Annotated in this window: 20 protein-coding genes; 14 read left to right on the forward strand and 6 right to left on the reverse strand. The window is 72.3% G+C overall.

Annotated elements, in window-relative coordinates; genetic code table 11:
• Window positions 1-105 precede the first annotated feature (105 nt).
• The 4 genes from ACWCSU_RS03950 (at window position 106) to ACWCSU_RS03965 (ending at window position 5,348) form a co-directional block, all read left to right on the forward strand.
• Entirely contained in the window at window positions 106-1,917 is a 1,812-nt protein-coding gene (locus tag ACWCSU_RS03950) for a hypothetical protein (RefSeq protein WP_449933410.1), read from the forward strand.
• Between the two features lie 17 nt (window positions 1,918-1,934).
• Window positions 1,935-2,558, forward strand: a complete 624-nt coding sequence (locus tag ACWCSU_RS03955; RefSeq protein WP_357695049.1) for an anticodon-binding protein — start codon at window positions 1,935-1,937, stop codon at window positions 2,556-2,558.
• Window positions 2,559-2,721: 163 nt separating this feature from the next.
• Entirely contained in the window at window positions 2,722-4,062 is a 1,341-nt protein-coding gene (gene lysA, locus ACWCSU_RS03960; RefSeq protein ID WP_357695416.1) for a diaminopimelate decarboxylase, read from the forward strand.
• Window positions 4,059-5,348: a homoserine dehydrogenase gene (locus ACWCSU_RS03965; protein WP_357695051.1), complete on the forward strand. Its 1,290-nt coding sequence runs from the start codon at window positions 4,059-4,061 to the stop codon at window positions 5,346-5,348. Before lysA ends, ACWCSU_RS03965 begins: the two co-directional genes overlap by 4 nt.
• Before the next feature lie 20 nt (window positions 5,349-5,368).
• On the opposite strand, the gene ACWCSU_RS03970 is transcribed toward ACWCSU_RS03965, so the two are convergent.
• From ACWCSU_RS03970 to ACWCSU_RS03985, 4 genes are read right to left on the reverse strand one after another with little or no spacing between them, the layout of a single operon-like run.
• Window positions 5,369-7,057: a glycosyltransferase gene (locus ACWCSU_RS03970; protein ID WP_449933413.1), complete on the reverse strand. Its 1,689-nt coding sequence runs from the start codon at window positions 7,055-7,057 to the stop codon at window positions 5,369-5,371.
• On the reverse strand, window positions 7,054-9,096 hold the full coding sequence (locus ACWCSU_RS03975; protein WP_449933415.1) for a glycosyltransferase: 2,043 nt from the start codon (window positions 9,094-9,096) through the stop codon (window positions 7,054-7,056). The genes ACWCSU_RS03970 and ACWCSU_RS03975 overlap by 4 nt, the downstream gene beginning before the upstream one ends.
• Window positions 9,093-10,637, reverse strand: a complete 1,545-nt coding sequence (locus tag ACWCSU_RS03980; RefSeq protein ID WP_449933417.1) for a glycosyltransferase — start codon at window positions 10,635-10,637, stop codon at window positions 9,093-9,095. The genes ACWCSU_RS03975 and ACWCSU_RS03980 overlap by 4 nt, the downstream gene beginning before the upstream one ends.
• A complete protein-coding gene (locus ACWCSU_RS03985) occupies window positions 10,634-11,071 on the reverse strand; it encodes a hypothetical protein (protein ID WP_357695059.1) in 438 nt (145 codons plus the stop codon). Before ACWCSU_RS03985 ends, ACWCSU_RS03980 begins: the two co-directional genes overlap by 4 nt.
• A gap of 235 nt (window positions 11,072-11,306) precedes the next feature.
• On the opposite strand from ACWCSU_RS03985, the gene ACWCSU_RS03990 reads away from it, so the two are divergent.
• Both ACWCSU_RS03990 and ACWCSU_RS03995 read left to right on the forward strand, forming a co-directional pair.
• Window positions 11,307-12,395, forward strand: coding sequence for a glycosyltransferase family 2 protein (locus ACWCSU_RS03990; RefSeq protein ID WP_449933419.1), 1,089 nt, complete (start codon window positions 11,307-11,309; stop codon window positions 12,393-12,395).
• Window positions 12,396-12,501: 106 nt separating this feature from the next.
• Window positions 12,502-14,151, forward strand: coding sequence for a glycosyltransferase family 2 protein (locus ACWCSU_RS03995; RefSeq protein WP_449933421.1), 1,650 nt, complete (start codon window positions 12,502-12,504; stop codon window positions 14,149-14,151).
• A gap of 125 nt (window positions 14,152-14,276) precedes the next feature.
• On the opposite strand, the gene ACWCSU_RS04000 is transcribed toward ACWCSU_RS03995, so the two are convergent.
• Window positions 14,277-15,665, reverse strand: coding sequence for a glycosyltransferase (locus ACWCSU_RS04000; RefSeq protein ID WP_449933423.1), 1,389 nt, complete (start codon window positions 15,663-15,665; stop codon window positions 14,277-14,279).
• 236 nt (window positions 15,666-15,901) lie between these two features.
• On the opposite strand from ACWCSU_RS04000, the gene thrC reads away from it, so the two are divergent.
• The 5 genes from thrC (at window position 15,902) to ACWCSU_RS04025 (ending at window position 22,414) form a co-directional block, all read left to right on the forward strand.
• Window positions 15,902-16,960, forward strand: coding sequence for a threonine synthase (thrC, locus tag ACWCSU_RS04005; protein ID WP_357695067.1), 1,059 nt, complete (start codon window positions 15,902-15,904; stop codon window positions 16,958-16,960).
• Between the two features lie 44 nt (window positions 16,961-17,004).
• Window positions 17,005-17,910, forward strand: coding sequence for a homoserine kinase (gene thrB, locus ACWCSU_RS04010; protein WP_449933426.1), 906 nt, complete (start codon window positions 17,005-17,007; stop codon window positions 17,908-17,910).
• Window positions 17,911-18,364: 454 nt separating this feature from the next.
• Entirely contained in the window at window positions 18,365-20,356 is a 1,992-nt protein-coding gene (gene rho / locus ACWCSU_RS04015) for a transcription termination factor Rho (protein WP_449933428.1), read from the forward strand.
• A 146-nt stretch (window positions 20,357-20,502) separates the two neighbouring features.
• Window positions 20,503-21,768 carry a sensor histidine kinase gene (locus tag ACWCSU_RS04020; RefSeq protein WP_449933430.1) on the forward strand — a complete coding sequence of 422 codons (1,266 nt, stop codon included), beginning with the start codon at window positions 20,503-20,505 and terminating at the stop codon, window positions 21,766-21,768.
• Window positions 21,769-21,778: 10 nt separating this feature from the next.
• Window positions 21,779-22,414 carry a response regulator transcription factor gene (locus tag ACWCSU_RS04025; protein WP_357695075.1) on the forward strand — a complete coding sequence of 212 codons (636 nt, stop codon included), beginning with the start codon at window positions 21,779-21,781 and terminating at the stop codon, window positions 22,412-22,414.
• 40 nt (window positions 22,415-22,454) lie between these two features.
• On the opposite strand, the gene ACWCSU_RS04030 is transcribed toward ACWCSU_RS04025, so the two are convergent.
• A complete protein-coding gene (locus tag ACWCSU_RS04030; RefSeq protein ID WP_449933432.1) occupies window positions 22,455-23,540 on the reverse strand; it encodes a hypothetical protein in 1,086 nt (361 codons plus the stop codon).
• Between the two features lie 220 nt (window positions 23,541-23,760).
• Between ACWCSU_RS04030 and rpmE the strand changes: the two genes are divergently transcribed.
• From rpmE to prmC, 3 genes are all read left to right on the forward strand, one after another.
• Entirely contained in the window at window positions 23,761-23,979 is a 219-nt protein-coding gene (gene rpmE, locus ACWCSU_RS04035) for a 50S ribosomal protein L31 (protein ID WP_352320396.1), read from the forward strand.
• An 86-nt stretch (window positions 23,980-24,065) separates the two neighbouring features.
• Entirely contained in the window at window positions 24,066-25,118 is a 1,053-nt protein-coding gene (gene prfA, locus ACWCSU_RS04040; protein WP_357695079.1) for a peptide chain release factor 1, read from the forward strand.
• Window positions 25,115-25,969, forward strand: coding sequence for a peptide chain release factor N(5)-glutamine methyltransferase (gene prmC, locus ACWCSU_RS04045; protein ID WP_357695081.1), 855 nt, complete (start codon window positions 25,115-25,117; stop codon window positions 25,967-25,969). Before prfA ends, prmC begins: the two co-directional genes overlap by 4 nt.
• Window position 25,970 lies beyond the last annotated feature (1 nt).

A 25,970-nucleotide genomic window follows, 5' to 3' on the forward strand; every position in this document is an offset into this window, starting at 1 on the left:
CCGGATCTCATCCCTTCGAGACGCTTCCTGCAAAAGAGTATCCTTTGCCGGGCTGAGAGAGCGGAGGTCCGGTTGTCTACCGAGCTGGAAAGCACGCGTCGGGCGTTGCGGGAAGCTGTCGCGCAGGCCGAGCGCGCGGCCGAACTGGCCAGGCTGCTGGACGCCGCGCAGTCCAGGCTGGCGGCCGCCGAGGAGAACGCCGAGGAGGTCAGGAAGCTGGCCGAGCGGCTCGACGAGGCCGAGGAGCGGCTGGAGACCGAGCGGGCCGCGGCCGACAAGCTGCGCAGGGAGCTGGCCGAGCAGCGGTTCCAGGCCGAGGTGGCCAACTGGAAGCTGTCCTCGATCAAGGTCGCCCGCTGGAACCGGCTGGGCGACGCCATCAAGAGCGGCAGGAACAACCCGATGCGCCTGGCCAAGGGGCTCAGGGGCGCGGCGAAGCCGGTCAAGCGGCCCAGCGCGCCCAAGCGCCGGCCGGTGGCCGTCCAGGGGGCCAAGGAGGCTCGTCCGGGGGCGTCGTTCCAGGCCACGAGCACGACCAGGACGCTGGGCGGGGCCTCGTTCAAGCTCAAGCCGTACCGGATCCCCACCGGGCCCAACACCCGCCCGCACCTGACCGCGGCCGTCGTCGCCGATCCGCACGTCGAGGCGCTGCTGCGTTACGAGTGGCGCCAGACGACCGGGTTCACGCCGCGCGACTTCGCCCGCGTGCTGCCGCTGGAGGTGCCCCACCTGCTCGTGGTGGAGTCCGTCACACAGGGGCCGTGGCTGGAGGAGCTGACCGGCGAGCCGGGTGAGGGGCTCAGGGCGCTGCTGGCCTGGTGCGCCGAGCGCGGCATCCGTACCGTCTTCTGGCACACCCAGGGTGACGTGGCCGACTACGCCGCCGCGGCCGAGCTGTTCGAGCACCGCTTCACCGGCGACACCACCGTCCCGTGGCCGCGCCTGCACTTCGGCGTGCAGCCGCGGGTGCACAACCCGCTGCCGCTGGCCGGCGGACGGGTCGACCGGGTGCTCACGCTCGACCAGCTCCTGCCGCCGCACCTGGCCTATCCCGACGTGCTCACCTCCTACCGCTGGCCCGCCGCGGCCGAGTGCCCGCCCGGCACGCCGCAGTGGCGGCTGGCCGAGATCGCCGCCTGCGGCACGCCGATCGGCACCGAGCCCGACTCGCGCCGGGCGCACGTGGCGCTGCGCCGGGCCTACAACATGGGGACGATGACCGAACGCGTGGACGAGCTGCTGGAGGCCGTCGGCCTGCCGAGCGCCCGCGCCACTCTCGACACCTCCGTGCTGCTGCCCATCCTCGACCCCTCGCTCATGGAGCACGCGCTGGCCCAGGTGGCCAGGCAGTCGGGCGTGGCCCAGGTGATCGTCATCGGCCCGCCCGAGGCCGAGCTGCGCGCCCGCGACGTGCTGACCGACGCCGAGGTCCTGTACCGGCGGCCCCACCCGGCCATGTCCGAGGGCGCGATGCTGGCCAAGGGCCTCGACCTGTGCGAGGCCGACCTCGTCGCGGTCATGGACCCGCGCGACGTCTACGGCCCGCACTACCTGACGGACCTGCGCCGGGCCTTCCTGTTCAGCACGGCCGACATCGTCGGCAAGGCGGCCTTCTACGCCCACCTGCGCAAGCCCCAGGCGACCCTGCTCAAGCAGCCCGAGGCCGAGTACGCCTACCTCCCCGAGATCGCCGGGTCCACCCTGCTCGCCCGCAGGAACGCCCTGCGCGAGGTGGGCTTCGCCGACCTCACCGAGGGCTGGGACGAGGTCATGATGCGCCAGTGCCGCACCGACGGCGTCAAGGTCTTCTCCGCCGACCGGTTCGGCTACGTACGGGTGCGCGACGAGGACCGCTGGCTGCTCGGCGCGGCCCACCTGGTCGAGTACGGCTCGGCCGAGCCGCACGCGCTGATCTGACGCCTACGCTGGGGCCCATGATCGACCTGCTGGCCGAGGTGCTGGGGGAGCCGCCGGTGCCCGAGGGCACGTGGGAGCGGGAGGCCGTCTACGTGTCGGCCGCCGCGCTCCGCCGCCGGATCCCCCCGTCCGGCCTGGCCGCGCGGGTGCGGGCCGTGGAAGGGGTGGCCGGGGCCGAGGCGCGGCCGAACGGCTTCCTGCGCATCGTCGTGGACGTGCCGGGACGGCTGGTCGAGTCGCCACAGGCCGTGCCGGACCTGCCCGACCCCGGCTGGCCCGACTTCCCGCGCACGTGGGACAACCCCGGCTTCGTCGTCCGGTACGGCCACGCCCGCGCCTGCGCGGTACGGCGGTGGGCGGGCGAGCTGGGGGTGCCGCTCACCGGGTTCCGGCCCGAGCTGCTCGACGGCCCCTACGACCGTGGGGTGCTGCGGGTGCTGGCCGAGCTGCCAGGGCGGGCCGTCAGCCGCGCCCCCGCCTGGGACAACTTCCTGGTCCGGCTGGCGCTGGCCTACCACGACGCCCACGAGCACGCGCCCGCCGTCCCGGTGGGGGACGAGCCGGTCCGGCCGGTGCACACGGCGCGGCTGCGGCTGGCGGAGGCCGTACGGGAGGTGCTGGTGGGACCGGAAAGATTGTGACGGCTCGTAAAATATCCGGCCAAACCGCGAAAAATCGTAAAAATATCCCTTGTGGACCTTGATCGCGTCTCGATACGTGGGCAGCGGTCCAAGAAGGGGCGGCGATTCCGATAGCCTCGATCGGGTGAGCTTCGTCCATCCAGCCGGGGACCGGCACGCCGAGATGCTGCCCCACGAGCGCCCCCCGATGGCGCCCGCCGACCTCAACCGGATCGACCCCGCGATCTGGCCCCGAACGTCGGCCCGGACCGACGGCACGCTCACGGTCGGCGGCGTCGACGTGCGCGACCTCGCCCGCGAGCACGGCACGCCGCTCTACGTGCTCGACGAGGCCGACGTGCGCTCACGTATGCGCGACTACGCCACGGCCTTCCAGGGCTCGGAGGTCCACTACGCGGGCAAGGCGTTCCTGTGCAAGGAAATCGTGCGCTGGCTGGCCGAGGAGGGCCTCGGGCTCGACGTCGCCAGCGGCGGCGAGCTGGCGGTGGCGCTCAGCGTCGGCTTCCCGCCCGAGCGCATCACCCTCCACGGCAACAACAAGTCCAAGGCCGAGCTGACCCGCGCCCTGGAGTGCGGCGTCGGGCACATCGTGGTCGACTCCTACGAGGAGATCGCCCGCCTCGGCTACCTCGCCGAACAGCTCGGCAAGCGGCCCAAGGTGATGATCCGGGTGACCACCGGGGTCGAGGCCCACACCCACGAGTTCATCGCCACGGCCCACGACGACCAGAAGTTCGGCCTGTCGCTCAACACCGGCGCCGCCGCCGAGGCCGTGCGCCGCATCCTCGCGCTGCCGCAGCTCGACCTGGTCGGCCTCCACTCCCACATCGGGTCGCAGATCGTCGACACCGCCGGGTTCGAGGTGGCCGCGCGGCGGCTGGCCTCGCTGCTCGTCCAGATCAAGGACGAGCACGACGTCGTCCTGCCCGAGCTCGACCTCGGCGGCGGCTACGGCATCGCCTACGTCGAGGGCGACGAGGCCCCCGACATCAAGGAGCTGGCCGACGGCCTGCGCGAGATCGTCACCAAGGTCTGCGTCGACGCCGGCCTGCCGGTGCCCCGCCTGACCGTCGAGCCGGGCCGCACCATCGTGGGCCCGGGCGGCATCACCCTCTACGAGGTCGGCACGGTCAAGGACGTCGAGGGGCTGCGCACGTACGTCAGCGTCGACGGCGGCATGAGCGACAACGTGCGCACCGCCCTCTACGGCGCCGAGTACACCGCCACCCTCGTCAGCCGGGCCAGCGACGCCGAGCCCATGCTCAGCCGCCTGGTCGGCAAGCACTGCGAGAGCGGCGACATCATCGTGCGCGACTGCCACCTGCCCGCCGACCTGGCGCCCGGCGACCTGGTCGCCGTGGCCGCGACCGGCGCCTACTGCCGCTCGCTGGCCAGCAACTACAACTACCTGCCCAGGCCCGCCGTGGTCGCCGTCGCCGACGGCGCGGCCCGGGTGATCGTGGCGGGCGAGACCGAGGACGACCTGTTGAGGGGGCAGCTGTGAAACCGCTGAAAGTGGCTCTGCTGGGCTGCGGCGTCGTCGGCTCGCAGGTCATCAGGCTCCTGCACGAGCAGGCCGACGACCTGGCCGCGCGCATCGGCGCCCCGCTCGAGCTGGCCGGCGTGGCCGTGCGCAGGCTCGGGCGCAAGCGCGACATCGAGGTCGACCCGGCGCTGCTGACCACCGACGCCGAGTCCCTGGTCACCCGCGACGACATCGACATCGTCGTCGAGGTGATCGGCGGCATCGAACCGGCCCGCACGCTCATCGTGGCCGCCCTCGAACGCGGCAAGTCGGTCGTCACGGCCAACAAGGCCCTGCTGGCGGAGGACGGCTCGGCCCTGCACGAGGCGGCCCGGCGCGGCGAGGGCGACCTCTACTTCGAGGCCAGCGTCGCCGGCGCCATCCCGCTGCTGCGCCCGCTGCGCGAGTCGCTGGCCGGCGACCACGTCAAGCGCGTGCTCGGCATCGTCAACGGCACCACCAACTACATCCTCGACAAGATGGACAGCACGGGCGCGTCCTTCACCGACGCCCTGGAGGAGGCCCAGACGCTCGGCTACGCCGAGGCCGACCCGACGGCCGACGTCGAGGGCTTCGACGCCGCCGCCAAGGCCGCCATCCTGGCCGGCCTGGCCTTCCACAGCCGGGTCACCGCCGACAAGGTGCACCGCGAGGGCATCACCGAGATCACCGCCACCGACGTCGCCTCCGCCAAGGCCATGGGCTACGTCATCAAGCTGCTGGCCATCTGCCAGCGCTCCGACGACGGCCGCTCGTTCGGCGTGCGGGTGCACCCGGCGATGATCCCGCGCACCCATCCGCTCGCGGGGGTGCGCGAGGCGTACAACGCGGTGTTCGTGGAGGCAGAGTCGGCCGGGCAGCTCATGTTCTACGGCAAGGGCGCCGGTGGCGCGCCCACGGCCTCGGCCGTGCTCGGCGACCTCGTGGCCGTCGGCCGCAACCGCCTGGCCGGCACCCACGGGCCCGAGGAGTCCACCTACGCCGACCTGGCCGTCCATCCGATGGGCGACACGGTCACGCGCTGCCACGTGGCGCTCGACGTGGCCGACAAGCCGGGCGTGCTGGCCCGGGTGGCCGACCTGTTCGCCCAGCACGACGTGTCCATCCAGACCGTCCGCCAGGAGGGCCACGGCGACGACGCCCAGCTCGTCATCGTCACCCACCGCGCCACCGACGCCGCCCTCACGGCGACCATGGAGGGGCTGCGCGGGCTCGACATCGTCCGGGCGGTCGCCAGTGTGATGCGCGTGGAGGGCGACGACTGACGCCTGCCCCCGCCCAGGTCTCAGTGGGTGGGGAAGGCCAGGTCGCGGACGCGGCGCACGGCCCGTTTCAGGACCGTGCGGTCCTGCTCGCGGGCCAGCCGCACCGCCTCGCGCCGCCAGCTCTCGGCCTTCTCCCGCCAGCGGGAGGCGTCCCTGCCGTTCTTGGCGGACTCCCGGCGGAGCTGGGCGATCTCGGCGCGCAGGGCGGCCACGCGCTTGCGGTGGAGGGTCAGGTCCTTCTCGTGGCGGGCGGCCAGCCGGGCGAGTTCCGCGACCGGCGGCCTGCCGGGCGGGTAGACGCCGGGGCGGCGGTGGAGGCCCCACGACGCGCCGTCCGCCCATTCCACGCCGTACAGGGCGTCGATCAGGTCGTCCGGGTGGTCGTCGGGGGTGGCGACCAGGGCGGCTCTGGACAGGGCGGCCGTACGGTCGAGGCGGGCGGCGACCACGCCGTGCCCGGTCTCGTCCAGGGCCAGGCAAAGGCTGCCGAGGTCGTGCTCCTCCAGGTGGGCGATCAGGCGTTCGAGCGTGCCGGGGGAGAGCGTCCAGCCGGGCGGCACGCTCAGCCGGAAGGGGGCCGTCGTGCCGGCGGGCGGACCAGGAGGCGGTTCGGTGGCCAGCCGGACCCGCGGGTCGTGCTCGAAGGTGGCCTTGACCAGGCGCAGGTCCAGGTCGGGGTCGTTCAGGGGGGACCGGCGTCCGGTGGGCAGCGCGGGCCACGGGCCCGTGAGGGTGAGGCGCACGTCGGGGATGGAGGAGGCGAGCAGGGCGTCCGCGGTGGCGCGGGTGTCCTCGTAGCCGCCCGCCGGCACCACCGCCTCCACGTACGGCACCAGCCACTGCCGCCCCGCCTCCGTACGCAGGTACCGCCGGTACGGAACCCGGTCGGCCACGTAGGGATCGTTGTACCGCTTCAACGCGGCCACGTCGCGCATCGCGGTCGGCAGGCCGACGTGCCAGGCCCGTGCCTCGGGGTCCGGGACGAAGACCGCCCCCGCCTGCGTGAGCCGGTACCCCAGCTCGGTGTCCTCGGCCAGCACCAGCGAGGTGTCCAGGCCGCCGATCGAGCGCAGCAACGCCGCCGGGTACGACGCCGTCGCCCCCACGTGGACGCGGGCGGCCGTCGCGCCGGACGCCGTGCGCAGGCCGTCGTGGTCGTGGATGATCTTCTCCGCCCAGTCGTGCCGGTGCGGTGACAGGGGGAACAGGCCGTCCTCGGCGCCGTCGTCCAGCGCCTGGACGACCTGGCCGGGCGTGGGCAGCTCGGCGGCCGAGGTGAAGTCGATCCAGCCGAGCACCACCACGTACGGGGCCAGGTGGTGCCACCGGAGCTGGGCCTCGACGTGCCGCCGGTGCGGGACCATGTCGGCGTCCAGCACGAGGACGACCTCGCCGGAGGCGGCGTCCAGGCCCGCCTGGACGGCCCAGGCGCGCCCCCAGCCGCCCGGCGGACCGGAGATCAGCTTGGTGCCGCCCGGGACGAGTTCGGGCAGGCGGATGGGGGTGGCGCTGCCGTCGTCCACCACGATCACGTCGAGCAGGTGGGCCGGGTAGCTCTGCGCGGACAGGGCGGCGAGCGTCAGGTCCAGGGTCTCCTGGCGGTCGTGCGCCGGGACGACGACCGTGACGGTGAGCTCCGGCTCCCAGGCCCCCAGCTCGGGAGGGTCCAGGACGCCGAAGTCGTTCCCGCGGATCCGGGGCACGGTCATGGGCGGCTGCTCCCCTCCAGCTCCATCAGGGCGTTCGGGCGGAACCCGCGCCACTGGCGTCTGTTGCGCCGCAGGAACGTGCCGATCGGCTCCTGCCAGGTGTGGGCGGAGGCCGGGCCCCGGCGCAGGATGTAGCCCAGGCCGTGGGTGCGGTAGATCTGGCCGCCCGCCGCCTGGAGGGCCTCCTGGAACTGGGTGTCCACCGAGCGGCGCAGCGGCCGGAAGCCGCCCACGGCCTGGAACGCCGAGCGCTCCACCAGAATCGTGCCGCCCGCCACGAAGCTGGTGATCTGCTCGGTGACCTGGCTGCGGTGCACGGTGACGTCGATCGAGGCCAGGTAGACGAACTCGGGCACCGTGCCGACGACCTGGGCCCCCGAGTAGGCGTGGGCGAGCAGCAGGTCGGCCAGGAAGTCGGGGCCGTACCAGTCGTCGTCGTCCATCTTCAGCAGGAACGAGCCGGAGGCCCTGGCGGCGGCCTCGTTCAGCACCTCGCCGAAGACGGCCCCGGGGTCGGCCTCGTACACGGTCAGCGGACCGTCGAAGGCGGCCAGGGCGGCGGCGACGTCCGGATGCTCCCGGGGCACGCCGTGCAGCGCGAGCACCACTTCCAGCTGGGCGTCGCGCTGGCGGGCGATCTGCCGCAGGGCGAACGGCACCATGTCCGCGCGCCGGGTGGCCAGCAGGACGGAGGTGAGCGGAGGAGCGGGGGCGGGCGCGCCGAGCTGCTCCCACCGCGCCGCCACGCCATGGGTACGCAGGGCGGCCCGGCGCAACCGGATGCTGTGCTCCTCGCGCCGCAGGTCGTCGGACAGGTCGGGCGCGGCGGGCAGGAGCGTGACCAGTTCGTCCCCGAGAGCCCCCGCCCAGCGCGGCACGGCCCCGGTCACCAGCGGCACCCCGGCGGCGGCCAGACCGGCCAGCACCCGTACGGCCGCCAGCGGGCCGCTGTGCGGATGGTGCCAGCTCACCTCGACGCCCCGGATCTGCCGCAGCCTGGCCACGTCGGCGTCGGTGACCCCGCCGGACTCGGCGAACGTCGTGACGACCTTGCCGTCCAGCAGCACCGACCAGCGGCCGTCGCGCTCGGCCAGCGCGGCCGTGCCCCGGGACGGCGTGGTCACGAAACCCTGGGGGTTGACCAGGCGCTCGTCCACGGGCGGGACCATCGACGGCTCGGCGAGCACGTCGGGATCGGCCAGCGGCGACCCGGCCCCACCGGGACGCCCGATGCTCTCCCAGCTCGCGGCCACGATCGTGGGCCGCTCGACGGGCGCCTGATCACCGGCCCAGCCGATCCCGCCCGGCTCTCCGGCCCCGCCCGGCGTCAGGGCCGGGGACGCGTCCGGGGCGCGGCCGTCGCCCGGCAGGCGCAGGGCGTCGCCGGCCAGGCCGCGGAGGGCGACGTCGCCCAGCGTGCGGAGCACGACGTCGCTGCCGGGGGCGCCGACGCGTTCCGGGACCGGGCCGGTGACCTCGGCGGGGGTCGCGTTCGGGTCGCCCGGACGCCAGTCGGCCGAGCCGATCCCGGCGATCCCGGCGGCCGGCGCGGCGATCACATCCAGCCGGTGCCCGGCGAAGGCCCGCGCGGTCGCGGTCACCGTACGGCCGGCGGGCGTCGCGGCGGAGAAACGGGCGTCCACCACCCACACCCGGCTCCTGGGCTGGTACACCCGCAGGTCCGTCAGCGACCGCCAGCGATGCGCCGGGGTCGGCGTGGGCACGGGGGCCGGATGCGAGGCCGGGGCGTCGAGCACGCACACCACCACCCGCCCGGCCAGCGGGAGCAGCTTGTGCAGGGTCGCCACCCTGCGCAGGTCGGCGGGCGTCCTGGCGAGCACGAGGACGTGGTCGGCCGACTCCGGCTCGGCGGGCGGCTCCAGCAGGTCCCGGTCCAGGTCCACGACGCCGCCCGTCCCGGTCTGCCCGGTCAGGAGGGACCGGCTCTCGATGCCGGCCAGGAACACCCGGGCGCCCGGCAGCTCCGCCAGCAGCGCGGCGACCGTCCGCCGCTCGGCGGGCGGCTGGTCAGCGATCATCCGGCGCTCCGCAGGTGGCGGATCAGGGAGCTCAGCGGCCCGGGTGCGGAGGGCTCCTCGTCCTGCGGGCCGGACAGGCGCTCGACCTCGGCGGCGAGCCGGTCGGCCGCGGCCCGCAACTCCTTGATCTCGGCCAGCCGCCGGGCCGCCAGCGCGCGCCACTTGGCCGGGTCGCCGCCCAGCGGCGGAGCCTCTTCGGCGGTGCCGAAGCCGTGCTCGCCGCCCTCGACCCACAGGACGCCGAACAGGTCGTCCACCAGGTCGTCGGCCCGGTCGTCGGCCCGGTCGTCGGCGGGGTGGTCGGGTTTGTCATCAGCGGCGCCGTCGAGGCGTGCGGCGCGGGCGAAGGCGGCCGTGCGCTCCAGCCGGGCGGCCACGACCTCCCCGCCGTCCTCGGCCAGCGCGATGCAGACCAGGCCGAGCAGGTCCTCGTCGGCCAGCCGGACGAGCCGGGCGAGGGTGTCGGCCCCCAGGACCCAGCCGGCGGGCAGCCGCAGCAGGAACGGCGTGGGGGCGGCCGAGACCGGTTCGCTTTCCGCGAACGTGACGCGTGGCTCGTGGGCGTACAGGTTGTGCAGCAGGCGCAGGTCGAGCAGCGGATCGTCGAGGCTGGACCGGCGTTCGCCGGTCAGCTCGTCCCAGGGGCCGACGACGGTGACGGCGGCGTCGGGCAGCGTGCCCGCGAGCGCCGCGTCCACGCTCGCCCGGGTCTCCTCGTACGTGGTCGCGCCCACCACGACCCGCACGTACGGCACCCGCCAGTGTCGCCGGGGATGGCCCCGCAGCCAGCGCAGATCCGGGACGAGGTCGCCCAGGTAGGACCAGTTGTGCCGGTGGACCTCCTTCTCCCGCAGCATCACCGTGGACGGCCCGACGTGCCACGCCCTGGCCTGCGGATCGGGCACGAACACCGCGCCCGCCTGGGCCAGCCGGTAGCCCAGCTCGGTGTCCTCGGCCATGTTGAGTGAGACGTCCACGCCGCCCGCCGCGCGCAGCAGCTCCGCGCGCACCGACGTGGAGGCCCCCGTGTGCAGCAGGTACGCGCTCGTGCCCGCGTCCTTGAGCATCCGGGTCGACTCCAGCGTCTTCCTCGTGTACTCCGGCCGCGTGCCCTCCTCGCCGGGCTCCGTCACGAACCGGATGTCGCCGATCACCACCACGTGGTCGAGCAGGTGGTGCCAGCGCATGTGCGCCTCAAGGTGGTCGGGGGCCAGGATCATGTCGGAGTCCAGCCAGTGGATCACCTCGCCGGTGGCGGCCAGTTGCCCGGTCTGCCGGGCCGCGCCGCGTCCCCAGCCGTCGGTCACCCGTACGACGCGGGCCCCCGGCAGCTCGACCGGCGGCGTGCTGCCGTCGTCGGCTACCACGATCTCGACGAGTTCGGCCGGGTACGTCTGTGCGGCCAGCGCGGACGCCGTACGCTCCAGCGCCTCCTGACAGTCGTAGGCCGGGATGACCACGGACACGCTCAGCGACGGCTCCCAGGCCCCGATCGCGGGCGGGCGCAGCACCCCGTAGTCGTTGTGCCGGACGCGGGTCATGCCAGGCCCTTGGCCAGCGCGCGAACCTCCTCGCGCAGTTCCTCGACCTCGCGGGCCCTGGTCATGGCGTGCACGCGGTCCTCGCCGAGCGAGGCCAGGATCGCCCCGATGTCGTCGGCGCGCCGTGCGGCCGACTCCTCGACGGCCTGGACCAGCAGCTCCACCCGGGATTCGAGGTTCCTGAGCGCGGTCGTGGCGCGGGCGAGCTCGGCCTCGTGCTTCTTCATCCGCAGGTCGATCCGGTGCGCCTTGCCGTCCACGCGGCGGACGGTGAGCAGCAGGAGGGCGAGGGCCGCCAGGGTGACCGCGAACGCCGCGACGGTCGCCGCCGCGCCGAGTGTGAGCAGGCCGGCCAGGACGAGGAGCACGAGCACCCCGGTGGCCACAACTGCGAGAAGTGCGGCGGTCGCGGCCAGTCGGCGGGGCGAGAGCATCCGCGCAAACCTTTCATAGTCACGACGAGTCGGGCATAGGAGTCGGAGCGGGATTATTGCCACCCTAATAAATCCTGGCCACTACCGTGCCATAAGTTCCTGGAGGAAAACTGGGAACCGGCTGCCCCACGGCCTGCGTCGCCCGCCATGCGAAAGCTGCCTGTCCGTCTACTGACGTGTAAAAACGGGCGTAAGGTAGGCGCCGATCCCGTCCCGACCGGAGGAGCGCCGTTCCATGTCCGTCACCCCCTGCGGCTTCACGCGTACGCCGGGCAAGGGGTTCGCCCGGCTGCACTGGGCGGGCGGATGGCAGGTCGACGGCGGGCCGCCCGAGGTGCCCGAGCTGCACTCGCGGCGCGGGCTGGAGATCGACTGGCCCGTCGCGCCGGTGCCGCTCGACGGCCTGACGGCCCTGGCCGGCGCGGGGATACCGCTGACCGCCAAGGACGCCCCCGCGTGGGTGCCGGGCGACCTGGCCGCGCTGCTCACCGACCGCGACTGGCTCGTCGAGCCCGACGGCACCGCGCGCTGCCTGGCCGACCTGCGGCGGGAGGAGCACAGCGTACGCCTGCGCCGCCTGGCGCACCGGCCGGCCCGCACGTCGGCCGGCCCGACGGTCAGTGTCGTCATGTCGACCAAGCGGCCCGCCCTGGTCGGCGCGGCGCTGGCGCAGATGGAGCGGCAGCGCGGCGTCGAGGCCGAGGTCCTGCTCGGGCTGCACGGGGTGGCCTTCGAGCAGGTACGCGCGGCCGTCGAGGCGTGCTCGCTGCCCGTGCGATGGGTCGAGGCGGAGCAGACGGTGCCGTTCGGCGAGGTGCTGAACCGGGCCGCCGCCCCGGCCTCGGGCGACCATCTCGCCAAGTGGGACGACGACGACTGGTACGGCCCCGACCACCTGGCCGACCTCCTCATGGCCCGGTCGTACGCGGGGGCCGACGTGGTGGGCACGACGGCCGAGTTCTTCTACCTGGAGCCGTTGCGCGCCACGATCCGGCGGACGACGTTCGCGAGCGGGGCGGCGTACCCCAGCGAGGTCTGGGCAGATCATGTGGCCGGAGGCACCATTTTGCTCGAAACGGCGAAATTTCGGGAAATTGGAGGATTTCCCGCACTGCCACGGGCGGTCGATCTGGAGTTCCTGAAAGCGGCGCAAAAGATCGGCGCGCGCACCTATCGCACGCACGGCCTCGGCTACGTGCTGCGCAGGGCGCTCACCGCCGAGCACACCTGGCAGCTGCCGCTGGCCCATTTCGTCAGGATCGCCACGAACCAATGGCACGGCTTCCGGCCGAGCCTGCTGATGGAACCGCATGAACTCGCATGAACCCGCACGTGCCTGTATGAACCCGCTGAACCCCCGCCCGATGGACCCCGCATGAACCCGTGCTCGATGGAAGCCGCATGAACCCGTGCCTGCCGATGGACCCCGCATGAAGCCCGGCCAGAACCCTCCGGTGCGCGGCAACGACTACCGCGTGCTGCGTCCGGGCGAGGACCTCACCCCGTCGCTCAAGGTCAGCGTGATCGTCCCGGCCTACGGTGGCCAGGACAAGCTGGACCTGGTGCTGGCCGCCCTCGCCCGCCAGACCTACCCGGCCGCGCTCACCGAGGTCATCGTCGTGGACAACGGCAGCTCACCGCCGCTGCGGCTGCCCGCCACCCGGCCCGAGGGCACCCGCCTGATCGTCTGCTCCCAGCCCGGCCGCGCGAACGCCCGCAACGCCGGCCTGGCCGAGGCCACCGGCGACGTGATCCACTGGCTCGACTCCGACGTCGTCCTCACCCCGGGCGCGATCGAGGCCCACATGCGCTGGCATCACGCGGCCCCGTACCTGGTGGTGACCGGCTACATCAGGTTCACCGACACGCCGGTCCCCGCCGAGCTGCCCGCCGACCTGGAGAATCACTTCGAGCCCGCCGAGCCGCACACCTGGATCGTCGACCTCGTCGAACGCACCGACGGCCTCACCGCCAACCCCCAGCGCCCCTTCAGCCTGCACGTCGGCGGCGCGACCTCCGTGGGCGCCCGCCTGATCGAGGCCGCCGGGCCCATGGACGACGAGCTGATCCTCGGCCAGGACACCGAGATGGGCTACCGGCTGGGCCAGGCCGGCGCGGTGTTCGTGCCCGAGCCGCGCGCCCGCGCCTACCATCTCGGCCCGACCATGCGCATGCGCGACAAGGAGTCCATCGACCGGGTGAGCCACGCGTTCGTGGCCGACCGCATCCCGGCGTACCGGTGGTTGCGCTCTCATCCGTCCAGGCACTGGAAGATCCCGTACGTCACCGCCGTCGTGGACGGCACGGCCGGCTACGACAGCGTGCGCGCGACGGTGGACGCGCTGCTCGCGGGCACCGTCCCCGACCTGTCGGTGCTCCTGCTCGGCCCCTGGGACGAGCTGGGCCGCGAACGCCGCTCCCCGCTCAAGGACCCCGACCTCGACCTGGCGCTGGTCCAGGGCCACTACCGGCACGAAGGCCGGGTGCGCCTGGCCGTCTCCGAGGAGGCCGCGCAGATCGATCCGGCCACGCCCTTCGTGCTGCGCCTGCCGCCCGGCTGGATCCCCGGCGAGGACACCGTCGCCGGCCTGCTCGACCTGGCCCGCGACGAGGGGCTCGGGCTGGTCTCCGTGCTGCTGCGGGAGTCGTCCCAAGGGGTCGTCGCGGCCCGCCTGGAACGCCGGTCGTCCTTCGCCAGGGCCCGCATGGTTGCCGCCGACGACCGCAGCGATCTGGACGACGTGGTGGACGCGGTGTCCGGCGTGTCCTGGGTCGAGGGCGAGACCTACGGGTTCACCACGGAGGCGGCGCCCCTGGTCGGGCGGCGCGGGGCGTACCGGGCGCGGATGGAGGCCCAGGCCGAGGCCGAACGGCTGACCAGGGAGGCCGACCGCCTGCGCGCCCAGGTGAGCAAGTGGAAGGACGAGGCCACACGGTGGCGCAAAACGGCCGTCGAGCTGCGGCGTGACGTGAGCACCCTGCGCCGCCAGCTCGCCGCCGCGAACCGCGCCCAGCAGAGCCTGCGCACACTGCTGTCCGCCACGATGAAACGAGCACTGGGCCGCCGCCTGCGCGGCTGACCCCCGACACAGCCAGGCCCCGGGGCGGCCGGTGACCTTCGACACGGCCAGGCCTCGGGGTCGTCGGTGACCTTCGACACGGCCAGGCTCCGGGGCCGCGCGGGCGCCCCCGGCGTCCAGGGAGGTCAGTTCGGGCGCAGGGCTGACTTCAGCCGTCGGAACAGGGTGTTCTCGGCGGACTCGGCCGGAACCGCCACCGTCGCGGGGATGGTGACCGGCTCCGGCTGCGGCGGCGCGGGCCAGTAGCGGTCCGGCGGCTCGTGGCGCACCCCGTGGGTGGTGTCGATGACGTCGTCGAGGTCGGCGCCGGGATCGGCGAGCAGCAGCGCCCGGCCCAGCGCCGAGGTGCGTTCGAGCCGGGCCGTGCGCCCGTCGGGCAGGTCCACGACGAGCACCCCCGCCAGGTCCTTCTGCACCGACTCGACCATGCGCTCAAGCGTCGCCCGGTGCAGCGGCACGTCCACCGGCCCCCGGTAGCGGAACGGCGTGGGCGCGGGCGTCGGCGCGGCCTCGTCGATGAGCCGGATGCGTTCGTCGTGCGCGAACAGGTCGCGCATGAGCCGCAGTTCGAAGCACGGGTCCGACAACACCGCGCGCCGTCCGTCGTCGAGCCTCGACCACGGGCCCACCAGCGTCAGCACGACGTCCTGGAGCTTGCCGTCCAGGGCCGCCGCCACCGCCCGCCGCACCACCGACTCGGAGGTGTCGGTGACGTCCAGCACGATCTCCACGTACGGCACCAGCCACCGCCGCCCCCGGTCCTTGCGCAGGTCCCGGCGGAGCGGGATCCGGTGCGCCAGGTACGGCTCCACCGCCCGCACGGCCCGCTCCCGGTCGCGATGCTGCGCCGGCAGCCCGAGATGCACGGCCTGGGCGGCCGGGTCCGGCACGAACACCACGCCGTGCATGGCCAGCCGGTAGGAGAACTCGGTGTCCTCGCCGCGCACCACGGTCGGGTCGAGGCCGCCCACGGCGTCGAAGACCTCGCGGGGGAGTGCGAAGGTCGGCCCGGTGCACACGTGGTACGGGTTGCGGCTCCTGCGCAGCCCGTCGGTCTTCTCGATCGTCGCCTCGGTCGAGCTCGACACGGCCCCGGCCAGGTCGAACACCTCGTCCAGGCGTCCGGCGCCGAAGACCTGGCGCGCGGTGACCGGCGGCGCGTCGACGAACTTCTTCATCCCGATGGTGACCAGGTAGTCGGTCACGTGGTGCCAGCGGGCCAGGGCCTCGATGTGCTCGCGGCAGGCGACCATGTCGGCGTCGAGCCGCTGGATGATCTCGCCGTCGGCGGCCTTCGCACCCGTGTTGACCGCGTTCGAGATGCCCCAGCCTTCGCGTACCGGGACAAGCCTGGTGTTGACCGGCCGGATCTCCGGCAACCGGACGGGCGGCGCGCTGCCGTCGTCCACGACCAGGACCTCCATCAGCTGGTCCGGGTACGTCTGCGCGGCCAGCGCGGCCAGCGCCAGATCGAGTTTGTCCTGCCCGCCGTGCGCCGGTATCACCACGCTCACGGACAACCCCGGCGACCAGGCCCCGAGCTCCGGCGGCACTACTGGTGAATAGTCGTTCTGCCTCAAAGCAGGACGCGCGTTCATGGTGACCCCCTGCCGAGACCTTATCGGGAGATGCTGAGAATTTCCTGAATAGTGCCGCTGTCCAACGACCTGTCCACACAGTGGACTCGGCTCCGCGTCACCGCCGCGCACCCCGTACACTCGGTGGCCAACACCGCAGGTAGGGAGTCATCATGGGCAGGTCATGGCGTGGCCTCATCGAGGAGTACCGAGAGCGTCTTCCGGTCACCACGAAGACGCCCGTCATCACGCTCCTGGAAGGCGGCACCCCGCTCGTCCCGGCGCACCGCGTGTCGGCGCTGACGGGCTGCGAGGTCTATCTGAAGGTCGAGGGGGCCAACCCGACCGGCAGCTTCAAGGACCGTGGCATGACCATGGCCATCAGCAAGGCGGTCGAAGAGGGCGCCAAGGCGGTCATCTGCGCCTCCACCGGCAACACCTCGGCCAGCGCGGCGGCCTACGCCGTACGCGCGGGGCTGACCTGCGCCGTGCTGGTGCCCAAGGGCAAGATCGCGATGGGCAAGCTGGCGCAGGCGCTCGTCCACGGGGCCACGCTGCTGCAGGTCGAAGGGTCGTTCGACGACTGCCTGGAGATGACCCGCAAGCTGTCCTCCAGCTACCCGATCGCGCTGGTCAACTCGGTCAACCCGTTCCGGTTGCAGGGCCAGAAGACGGCCGCGTTCGAGATCGTCGACACGCTCGGCGACGCGCCCGACATCCACTGCATCCCGGTGGGCAACGCGGGCAACATCTCGGCCTACTGGATGGGCTACCAGGAGTACGCCGCAGACGGGGTCTCGACGAAGCGTCCGCGCATGTTCGGCTTCCAGGCCAGCGGCTCCGCGCCGATCGTCGAGGGCGCTCCGGTGACCCATCCCCACACGATCGCCACCGCCATCCGCATCGGCAACCCGGCGTCCTGGGGCCTGGCCACGGCGGCGCGCGACGAGTCCGGCGGCGTCATCCAGGCGGTGACCGACCGGCAGATCGCGGCGGCGTACAAGCTGCTGGCCCAGGAAGAGGGCGTGTTCGTGGAGCTGGCCTCGGCGGCGAGCGTCGCGGGGCTGCTCCAGGCCCACTCCCAGGGGCTCGTGGAGCCCGGGCGGCGCATCGTGTGCACCGTCACCGGCAACGGCCTGAAGGACCCCGACTGGGCCATCGCGGGCGCGCCCGCCCCGGTGGTCATCCCGATCGACGTGCACGCCGCCGCCGCGGCGCTCAACCTCGCCTGAGGCCCGCACGGGCAGTGAGCGAACGACGAGGGAATCGTGAACCAATGACGACGGTGCGGATCCGCGTGCCGGCCACGTCGGCCAACCTGGGGCCCGGCTTCGACGCGCTGGGCCTCGCGCTCACCCTCTACGACGACGTGGAGGCCACGCTCACCGCCGAGCCGGGCGTGCGCGTGAGCGTGGAGGGCGAAGGCGCGGGCGAGGTGGACCTCGGCGAGGGACACCTCGTCATCAGGGCGATGCGCGAGGCGTACACCCGCATGGGAGCGCCGCAGCCCGAGGGCATCAGCCTGCGCTGCGTCAACCGCATCCCGCACGCCCGCGGCCTCGGCTCGTCCTCCGCGGCCGTCTGCGCCGGCATCCTGGCCGCCCGCGCGCTGAGCGACGCCGTCCTGTCCGACGACGACGTCTTCGCGCTGGCCACCGAGATGGAGGGCCACCCGGACAACGTCGCTCCGTGCCTGGCCGGGGGCCTGACGGTGGCCTGGACCGACCACGCCGGAGCGCCGCGTATGGTGAAGCTGGCCCCCGACGAGAGGGTCCGTCCGGTCGCCGTCGTCCCGACGATGCGGCTGGCCACGGAGACCGCTCGGGGGCTCTTGCCGAAGGACGTGCCCCACAAGGACGCCTCCTTCAACGCCGGCAGGGCCGCGTTGCTGATCGCCGCGCTGACCTCGCGACCGGAACCAGAGCTGTTGCTCGCCGCCACCGAAGACCGTCTCCACCAGCCCTACCGCGCGCCTGCCATGCCGGAGAGCGCACGTCTGGTAGAACGTCTGCGTGCAGTCGGCGTGCCCGCGGTCGTTTCGGGGGCGGGTCCCACGGTTCTTGCGTTTTCGTCACCGGATACGCAGGATTTGATCGCGCCAGAAGTGGGTAATGACTGGCACATCCAGCAAATGGACGTCGACCCGGTTGGTGCGAACGTTCAGTTCCCCGAGACACGCTGATGCCTCTTTAGACCTTCAGGGAATAGCCGTGTGCGCTGGTGATGTTAGGCTGATAGCCGCACCAGATGCCCCCTTGGTGGGTGCGTGCTTGTCAGCCATACATCGCTGCATCATGTTTCACGTCGCGAGGCGTGAGCAGCGCGGCTGTCTCCCCGGAATCCGTTGCCTCCGGTTGGCCCACACCCGGTTGGCTCAACGTGAGGCGGCGACGACGGGGACCTGCGCGTTCGACGCACATCGACATCTGGTTGGCGACAGCAATCTGGGGGGTGTCAGCCACGCGCCACGGTCCTGTGGCGGCCTGGACGAACCCCTCCCCAAGAGTGGCGGCCGTCCGCGACAGCCGAAGATCGCAACGTGCACCCCGACCCGGTCTGTCCCGCCGGGTCGCAAGCACCTCCGGGACGCCCGGCAGAACAAAACCGGCGCCCGACCCCTGGGAAGGACCTTTTAGTTGAGCGACACCACCGAACTCCTCTCCGACGCACCAGGCGTTCAGCCCGCGTCCGGCGACACCCCCACCCGCGCCGCGGCCAAGCCTCGTGCGCGTCGCTCCGGCACCGGCCTGTCCGCCAAGGTGCTGCCCGAGCTGCAGAAGATGGCCGCTGAGCTGGGCATCAGCGGCACCGGGCGCATGCGGAAGAGCCAGCTCATCGCGGCCATCCAGGAGAAGCAGGGTGGCGCCTCCGGAGACGGCGCTCCGGCGGCACCCGCGGTCGAGGCTGCGCCCGTCATGACGGAGGCGGCGCCTCCCGTGGCCGAGCGGCCCACCCGTACGCGCAGGGAACGTTCCCGCACCAAGCCCGCCGAGGAGGCCGCTCCGCAGGCCGCCGAGCCGGTGGCCGCGGCCCCCGAGCCCGTGGCCGCGCCGGCCGAGCCGGCCGTCGAGCAGCAGGCCCAGGTCGTGGACGCCGGTCAGGCCGACACGCGGGGCGAGCGTGAGAGCCGTCGCGAGCGGCGCAGCCGCGGCGAGCGCCGCGAGCGTGGCGAGCGCAGTGACCGTGGCGAGCGCAGTGACCGCGGCGAGCGCAGCGACCGCGGTGACCGTGCCGACCGCGGTGAGGGCGGCCGCGCCGAGAGCGGCCGTGGCGACCAGCGCGGTGACCAGCGTGGCGACCAGCGCGGTGACCAGCGCGGTGACCAGCGTGGCGACCAGCGCGGTGACCAGCGCGGTGACCAGCGCGGTGACCAGCGCGGCGGCGTCGACGACGACGGCAGCGGCCGTGGCCGCAGGGGCCGTTTCCGTGAGCGCAACCGCGGCCGCGGCCGTGACCGCTTCGACAGCACCGAGCCCGTCATCGGCGACGACGACGTGCTCATCCCGATCGCCGGCATCCTCGACATCCTCGACAACTACGCGTTCGTCAGGACCAGCGGCTACCTGCCGGGCAGCAACGACGTCTACGTCTCGCTGGCCCAGATCCGCCGCAACGGCCTGCGCAAGGGCGACGTCATCACCGGCGCGGTGCGCCAGCCGCGCGACGGCGAGCGCCGCGAGAAGTTCAACGCCCTGGTCCGCCTCGACACCGTCAACGGCATGGACCCGGAGCAGGCCCGCAACCGGCCCGACTTCAACAAGCTGACGCCGCTCTACCCGCAGGAGCGCCTGCGCCTGGAGACCGAGCACAACATCCTCACCACGCGGATCATCGACCTCGTCTCGCCGATCGGCAAGGGCCAGCGCGGTCTGATCGTCTCGCCGCCGAAGGCCGGCAAGACGATGGTGCTGCAGGCGATTGCCAACGCGATCACCCGCAACAACCCCGAGTGCCACCTGATGGTCGTGCTCGTGGACGAGCGTCCCGAAGAGGTCACCGACATGCAGCGGTCGGTCAAGGGCGAGGTCATCCACTCGACCTTCGACCGTCCGGCCGAGGACCACACCACGGTCGCGGAGCTGGCCATCGAGCGCGCCAAGCGCCTGGTGGAGCTGGGTCACGACGTGGTCGTCCTGCTCGACTCGATCACGCGACTCGGCCGTGCCTACAACCTGGCGGCCCCGGCCTCCGGTCGTATCCTGTCGGGTGGTGTCGACTCCACGGCGCTCTACCCGCCCAAGCGCTTCTTCGGCGCCGCCCGCAACATCGAGAACGGCGGCTCGCTGACGATCCTCGCCACGGCCCTGGTCGAGACCGGGTCCAAGATGGACGAGGTCATCTTCGAGGAGTTCAAGGGCACCGGCAACATGGAGCTCAAGCTCAACCGCTCCCTGGCCGACAAGCGCATCTTCCCCGCGGTCGACGTCGACGCGTCCGGCACGCGTAAGGAAGAGATCCTCATGGGCAAGGACGAGCTGCAGATCGTCTGGAAGCTGCGGCGGGTGCTGCACGCTCTGGACATGCAGCAGGCTCTGGAGCTTCTCCTGGAGAAGATGAAGGAGACCAAGTCCAACGCCGAGTTCCTCATGCAGGTCCAGAAGACCACGGTGAGCAACGACCGCGACTAGCGGCCGCGCGCCTTGAGGGGCGGTGGGGAGTTCTCCCCGCCGCCCCTTTCGCGTTCGCGCGGGGCCGAGGGGGTGGGGTTAACCCCACCCGTGGACCGGACGCCTGCTCCATTCACCCCGCCCGCGCCGCCGGGCAGGCTGGAGGCATGCGATCGGTGAGGCTGAAGGACAGGGTGCGGTTCGGGCCGATGGGGCCGTTAGGGGTGCTGGTGGACCCCATGACCTGGCGCGCGGCTCCGTACCTGCTGGTCAGCGCGGGGTTCGGGGTGGCCTGGTTCGTCGTCGTGGCCCTGGCGACGACGGTCGCGGTGCCGCTGGTGATCGTCTGGGTGGGGTTGCCGCTGACGATGGCGGCCGTGCTGATGTGGCGCGGCGGGGCGATGCTGGAGCGGCGGCTGATGGGGGCGGCGTTCGGGGTGCGGATCGCGGACCCGTACCGGAGCAGGCCCGAGGGCGGGCTGCTGGCGCACCTCACCTGGCTGCTGGGTGACAAGGCCACCTGGCAGGACCTCGGCTACCTCCTCATGCTGGTGCCGCTGGGCCTGGTCGAGTCCGCGTTGTCGGTCGCGTTGTGGACGGCCACGGGGATGCTGCTGCTCGCGCCCTTCGCACGCGTCCTGTACGTCCTGGGCGACGTGCGCAGCGGCCTGGTCATCGACGACTGGACGGGCGCGCTGGCGGCGGGCGCGTTCGGGGTGCTGCTGCTCGTCGTGACGGCCTATCTCGTACGGGGGATGGCCTGGCTGCACGGCACGCTCGCCACGGTGCTGCTCGGCGGCAGCGAGGAGGAGCGGCTGCGGGCCAGCAGGGCCAGGGGCATCGACGCGGCCGAGGCCGAACGCCGCAGGATCGAGCGTGACCTGCACGACGGCGCGCAGCAGCGGCTGCTGTCGGTGGCGGTGGACCTCGGACGGGCGCAGGCCAAGTTCGACACCGACCCGGAGGCGGCCAGGACGCTGATCGTGCAGGCCCACGCGGGCACGAAGGCGGCCATCGCCGAGCTGCGCAACCTCGCCCGCGGCATCCATCCGGCCATCCTCACCGACCGCGGGCTCGACGCGGCGCTGTCGGGGCTGGCCGCGCGGGCCCCGGTGCACGTGGACGTCTCCGTCGAGCTGTCCGAACGGCCGCCCGCGGCGGTGGAGAGCATCGCGTACTTCATCGTCGCCGAGGCCCTGACCAACCTGGCCAAGCACTCGGGCGCGACGGAGGCGTCGGTGGCGGTGTTCAGGGACGACCGCGGCGTGGTCGTGGACGTGTGGGACAACGGCATCGGCGGCGCCCTCGTCACGCCGGGCGGCGGCCTGTCGGGGCTGGCCGACCGGGCGGCCACCATCGACGGCGTGCTCGTGCTGCACAGCCCCGTCGGCGGGCCGACGATCGTGCGCGCGGAGCTGCCCTGCGAATGGTAGTCATGTGCTCATGCGCGTGGTCATCGCCGAGGATTCCGTACTGTTACGCGAGGGGCTGGCGCGGCTGCTCGCCGACGGCGGCTTCGAGACCGTGGCCGCCGTGTCCGACGGGCCGGCGCTGGTGGCCGCGGTCCTCGAACACGAGCCCGACCTGGCGATCGTCGACGTGCGCATGCCGCCCACCCACACCGACGAGGGGCTGAAGGCGGCGCTGAGGGTCCGCGCGGCCCGGCCCGACTTCCCGATCCTGGTGCTGTCCCAGTACGTCGAGGAGCGTTACGCGGGCGAGCTGATCGGCCGCGCCGTCGGCTACCTGCTGAAGGAGCGGGTGGCCGACGTGGCCGAGTTCATGGAGGCGGTGCGCCAGGTGGCGGCGGGCGGCACGGTCGTCGACCCGGAGGTCGTCGTGCAACTGCTCAGCCGCAGGCGCAGGGGCGCGCCGCTCGACCTGCTCTCCCCCCGGGAGCGCGAGGTCCTGGCCCTGATGGCCGAGGGCCGTTCGAACACCGCCATCGCCTCCAGGCTGGTCGTCACCGAAGGCGCGGTGGAGAAACACGTGTCCGGCATCTTCACCAAGCTGGCCCTCGGGCCGGCGCCCGAGGACCATCGGCGGGTACTCGCCGTCCTGACGTACCTGGGTCGCTGATACGGCCTGCACCCGGGGTTGGGGATGCGGGCCGTACCCGCTACCTGACGTCCACGAACTCCTGCGGCGACAGGGAGGTGCGCGTCTTGCTCGTGCCGGGCACCTTGACCTGGAAGTAGCCGTCCTTCTTGCCCTTGAACGTCTTGCTGTACTTGCCGGTCGAGGTGGCCTTGGCGTAACCCATGAACTTGTACGTCTTGGTGCCCTTGGTCTTGAAGTACACCTCGACGATCTTGCCCTTGTACGCCTTGGTGCCGCGGTAGACCTTGCCGTACACCTTGAACGCGCGGCCCTTGGTGACCTTGTTCGGGGCCGAGATCGTCACCCGGGTCTTGACCTTCTTCGACGCGCCGCCGGTCGGGGCGACGACCGAGAACGACGCCTCGCCCTTGAGCGTCTGGCCGCCGCGGGTGGCGTACACCTCAAGGGTCCAGGAGCCCTCGGTGGTGTCGTCGGTGAAGTACGTGACGCCCCGGTAGTAGGTGTCCGACTCCTTGGCCAGCTCACCGAGGTCGTAGTACTCGCTGGTGGTGTCGCTGACGAGCTTGGCCGAGACCGTGCCCGCGTCCTTCACCGACGCCTCGACCGTGACCTTGGTGTCCCTGCCCTTGACGAGCTGGACCGGGTCGGGCGTGACGTTCGCGCCGGAGATGCCCTGCTTGCCGGAGACCTTGACGGTGAAGGTGCTCGGGCTGCTCCCGCCCGACCGGGCGACGTTGACGGTGAGCTTCCAGTCGCCCGCCGGGTCGTCCTTGCCGATCGTCCACTTGCCGGTGATCGTCTTGTCCGCGACCGGGGACGGCGTGGTAGTCGGCGTGGCGGTGGGGGTGGACGTGCTCGGCGTGCTCGGCGTGAAGTCGAACGACACCGTCTTGGCCGTCTTGCCGGGCGGCTCGATGGTCCCGGTCACGGCGGTGACGGTGTCCGGGTTCTTGAGCTTGAGCGTGACGGTCGCGTCGACGTCCTTCTCCAGGGGGATGTACGCGTTCGCCGACGCGTCTCCCGTGAAGTCGTCCGCCAGCGCGTACGCCGAGGCCGACGCGCCGGTGGCCGAGAGACCGGCGCCTCCGAGGAGAACGGCGGCCCCCGTGGCGGCCGCGAGGAGCAGCCGCACCCTTCTCTTCATCAGTTGGGTGATCCTTTGGCTAAGTCCCATTTGAGGGGAAAGTGATAGTTTGTGCGTGGGAGCCTAGTGTGACGCGTGCGGCCGCGTCATGAAGATCGTGGGAATGCCTCATGGCCTGGGGAGGTTGCACGATCTGGCACACTGGTAGCTGACCATTTTGCGGTTCCGGTTCACGCCATGCGTGAAGGCGACCCGGCGGCCGCAGCCCGAAAGGACAGCCATGAAGCCCGACATCCACCCCGATTACCACGTGACGCAGGTCTCCTGCTCCTGCGGTAACACGTTCACGACCCGCAGCACCGCGAAGAACGGCGTCATCCACGCCGACGTGTGCTCCGCCTGCCACCCGTTCTACACGGGCAAGCAGAAGATCCTCGACACCGGCGGCCGGGTGGCTCGCTTCGAGAAGCGCTTCGGCAAGAAGGCCACGGGCAAGTAGCTTCACCAACGCCGACCCGGCCCGCACCACGTGCGCCGGGTCGGCGTTCTTGGTGAAACGGCATTCAAACCACTGAAGGACCCACGGTGAACCTCGACGAGTTGCTCAAGGAGTATTCCGAGCTGGAGCTGCAGCTTGCCGACCCCGCCGTGCACGCCGACCAGAACAAGGCCCGCACTTTCGGCCGGCGCTACAGCCAGCTCACCCCGATCGTCAGCACCTACCGCGAGCTCGACTCCGCCCGCGACGACCTGACCGCGGCCAAGGAACTGGCCGGCGAGGACGAGGCGTTCGCCGCCGAGGCGGCCGAGCTCGAAGAGCGCATCCCGCAGCTTGAGGAGAAGCTCAGGCACCTGCTCATCCCGCGCGACCCCAACGATGACAAAGACATCATCATGGAGATCAAGGCGGGCGAGGGCGGCGAGGAGTCCGCGCTGTTCGCCGGCGACCTGCTGCGCATGTACCTCCGGTACGCCGAGCGCCTGGGCTGGAAGACCGAGATCATCGACACCCAGCCCTCCGACCTCGGCGGCTACAAGGACGTCACGGTCGGCATCAAGGCCAAGGGCGACGAGGGCGTGTGGTCCAGGCTCAAGTTCGAGGGCGGCGTCCACCGCGTGCAGCGGGTGCCCGTCACCGAGTCCCAGGGCCGCATCCACACGAGCGCCGCGGGCGTGCTGGTCTACCCGGAGGCGGAGGAGGTCGAGGTCCAGATCGACCCTAACGACCTGCGCATCGACGTCTACCGCTCCAGCGGTCCCGGCGGCCAGAGTGTCAACACGACCGACTCGGCCGTCCGCATCACCCACCTGCCCACGGGCGTGGTCGTCTCCTGCCAGAACGAGAAGAGCCAGCTCCAGAACAAGGAGTCGGCGATGCGCATCCTGCGTGCCCGCCTGCTGGCCGTGGCCCAGGAGCAGGCCGACGCCGCGGCGCAGGCCGAGCGCAAGTCGCAGGTTCGCACGGTCGACCGTTCCGAGCGCATCCGCACGTACAACTTTCCCGAGAACCGGATTTCCGACCACCGCGTAGGCTTCAAGGCGTATAACCTCGACCAGGTTCTCGACGGCGAGCTCACCGCCGTCACCCAGGCACTCATCGACGCCGAGATGGCGGAGAAGCTCGCACAACACTCATGACATTTCTGCTGGACGAGATCGCTCTAGCCACCGCCCGGCTGGCCGAGGCAGGTGTGCCTTCGCCGCGCACCGACGCGGAGGAGATCGCGGCGTTCGTCCACGGCGTGCGCAGGAGCGAGCTCCACACGGTCAAGGACTCCGACTTCGACGCGCTGTTCTGGGAGGGCATCGCCCGGCGCGAGGCGCGTGAGCCGCTGCAGCACATCACCGGCCACGCCTACTTCCGCTACCTGGAACTGGCGGTCGGCCCCGGCGTGTTCGTGCCGCGGCCGGAGACCGAGGTCATGGCCGGGTGGGCGATCGAGACTCTGCGCGCCATGGACGTGACGGCCCCGCTCGTCGTCGACCTCGGCACCGGCTCGGGGGCCATCGCGCTGTCGATCGCCCAGGAGGTCGCGCTCGCCGAGGTGCACGCCGTCGAGGTCGACCCGGCGGCCTACACCTGGGCCAAGCGCAACATCTCCGAGCTGGGCCAGGGGCGTACGCACCTGCACCCGGAAGACCTCGCCGGAGCCCTTCCCGAGCTCAACGGCAAGGTCGACCTGGTGATCTCCAACCCGCCGTACATCCCGCCCGGCGCCATCCCGCGCGACCCCGAGGTCCGCGACTACGACCCCTCCAGGGCCCTGTACGGCTCCGGCGACGACGGGCTGGGCGAGGTGCGCGCGGTCGAACGCACCGCCCGCCGCCTGCTGCGCCCCGGCGGCTGGGTGGCCGTCGAACACGCCGACGAGCAGGGCAGGGCCGTCTACCTGACCTTCCCCGAGGACAACGGTTGGCGCGACGTCCGCCTGCGCCAGGACCTCACCCGAAGGGACCGCTTCGTCACGGCCAGACTCGGCCAGGACTAGG

The organism is Nonomuraea sp. NPDC001699 (assembly GCF_053596455.1).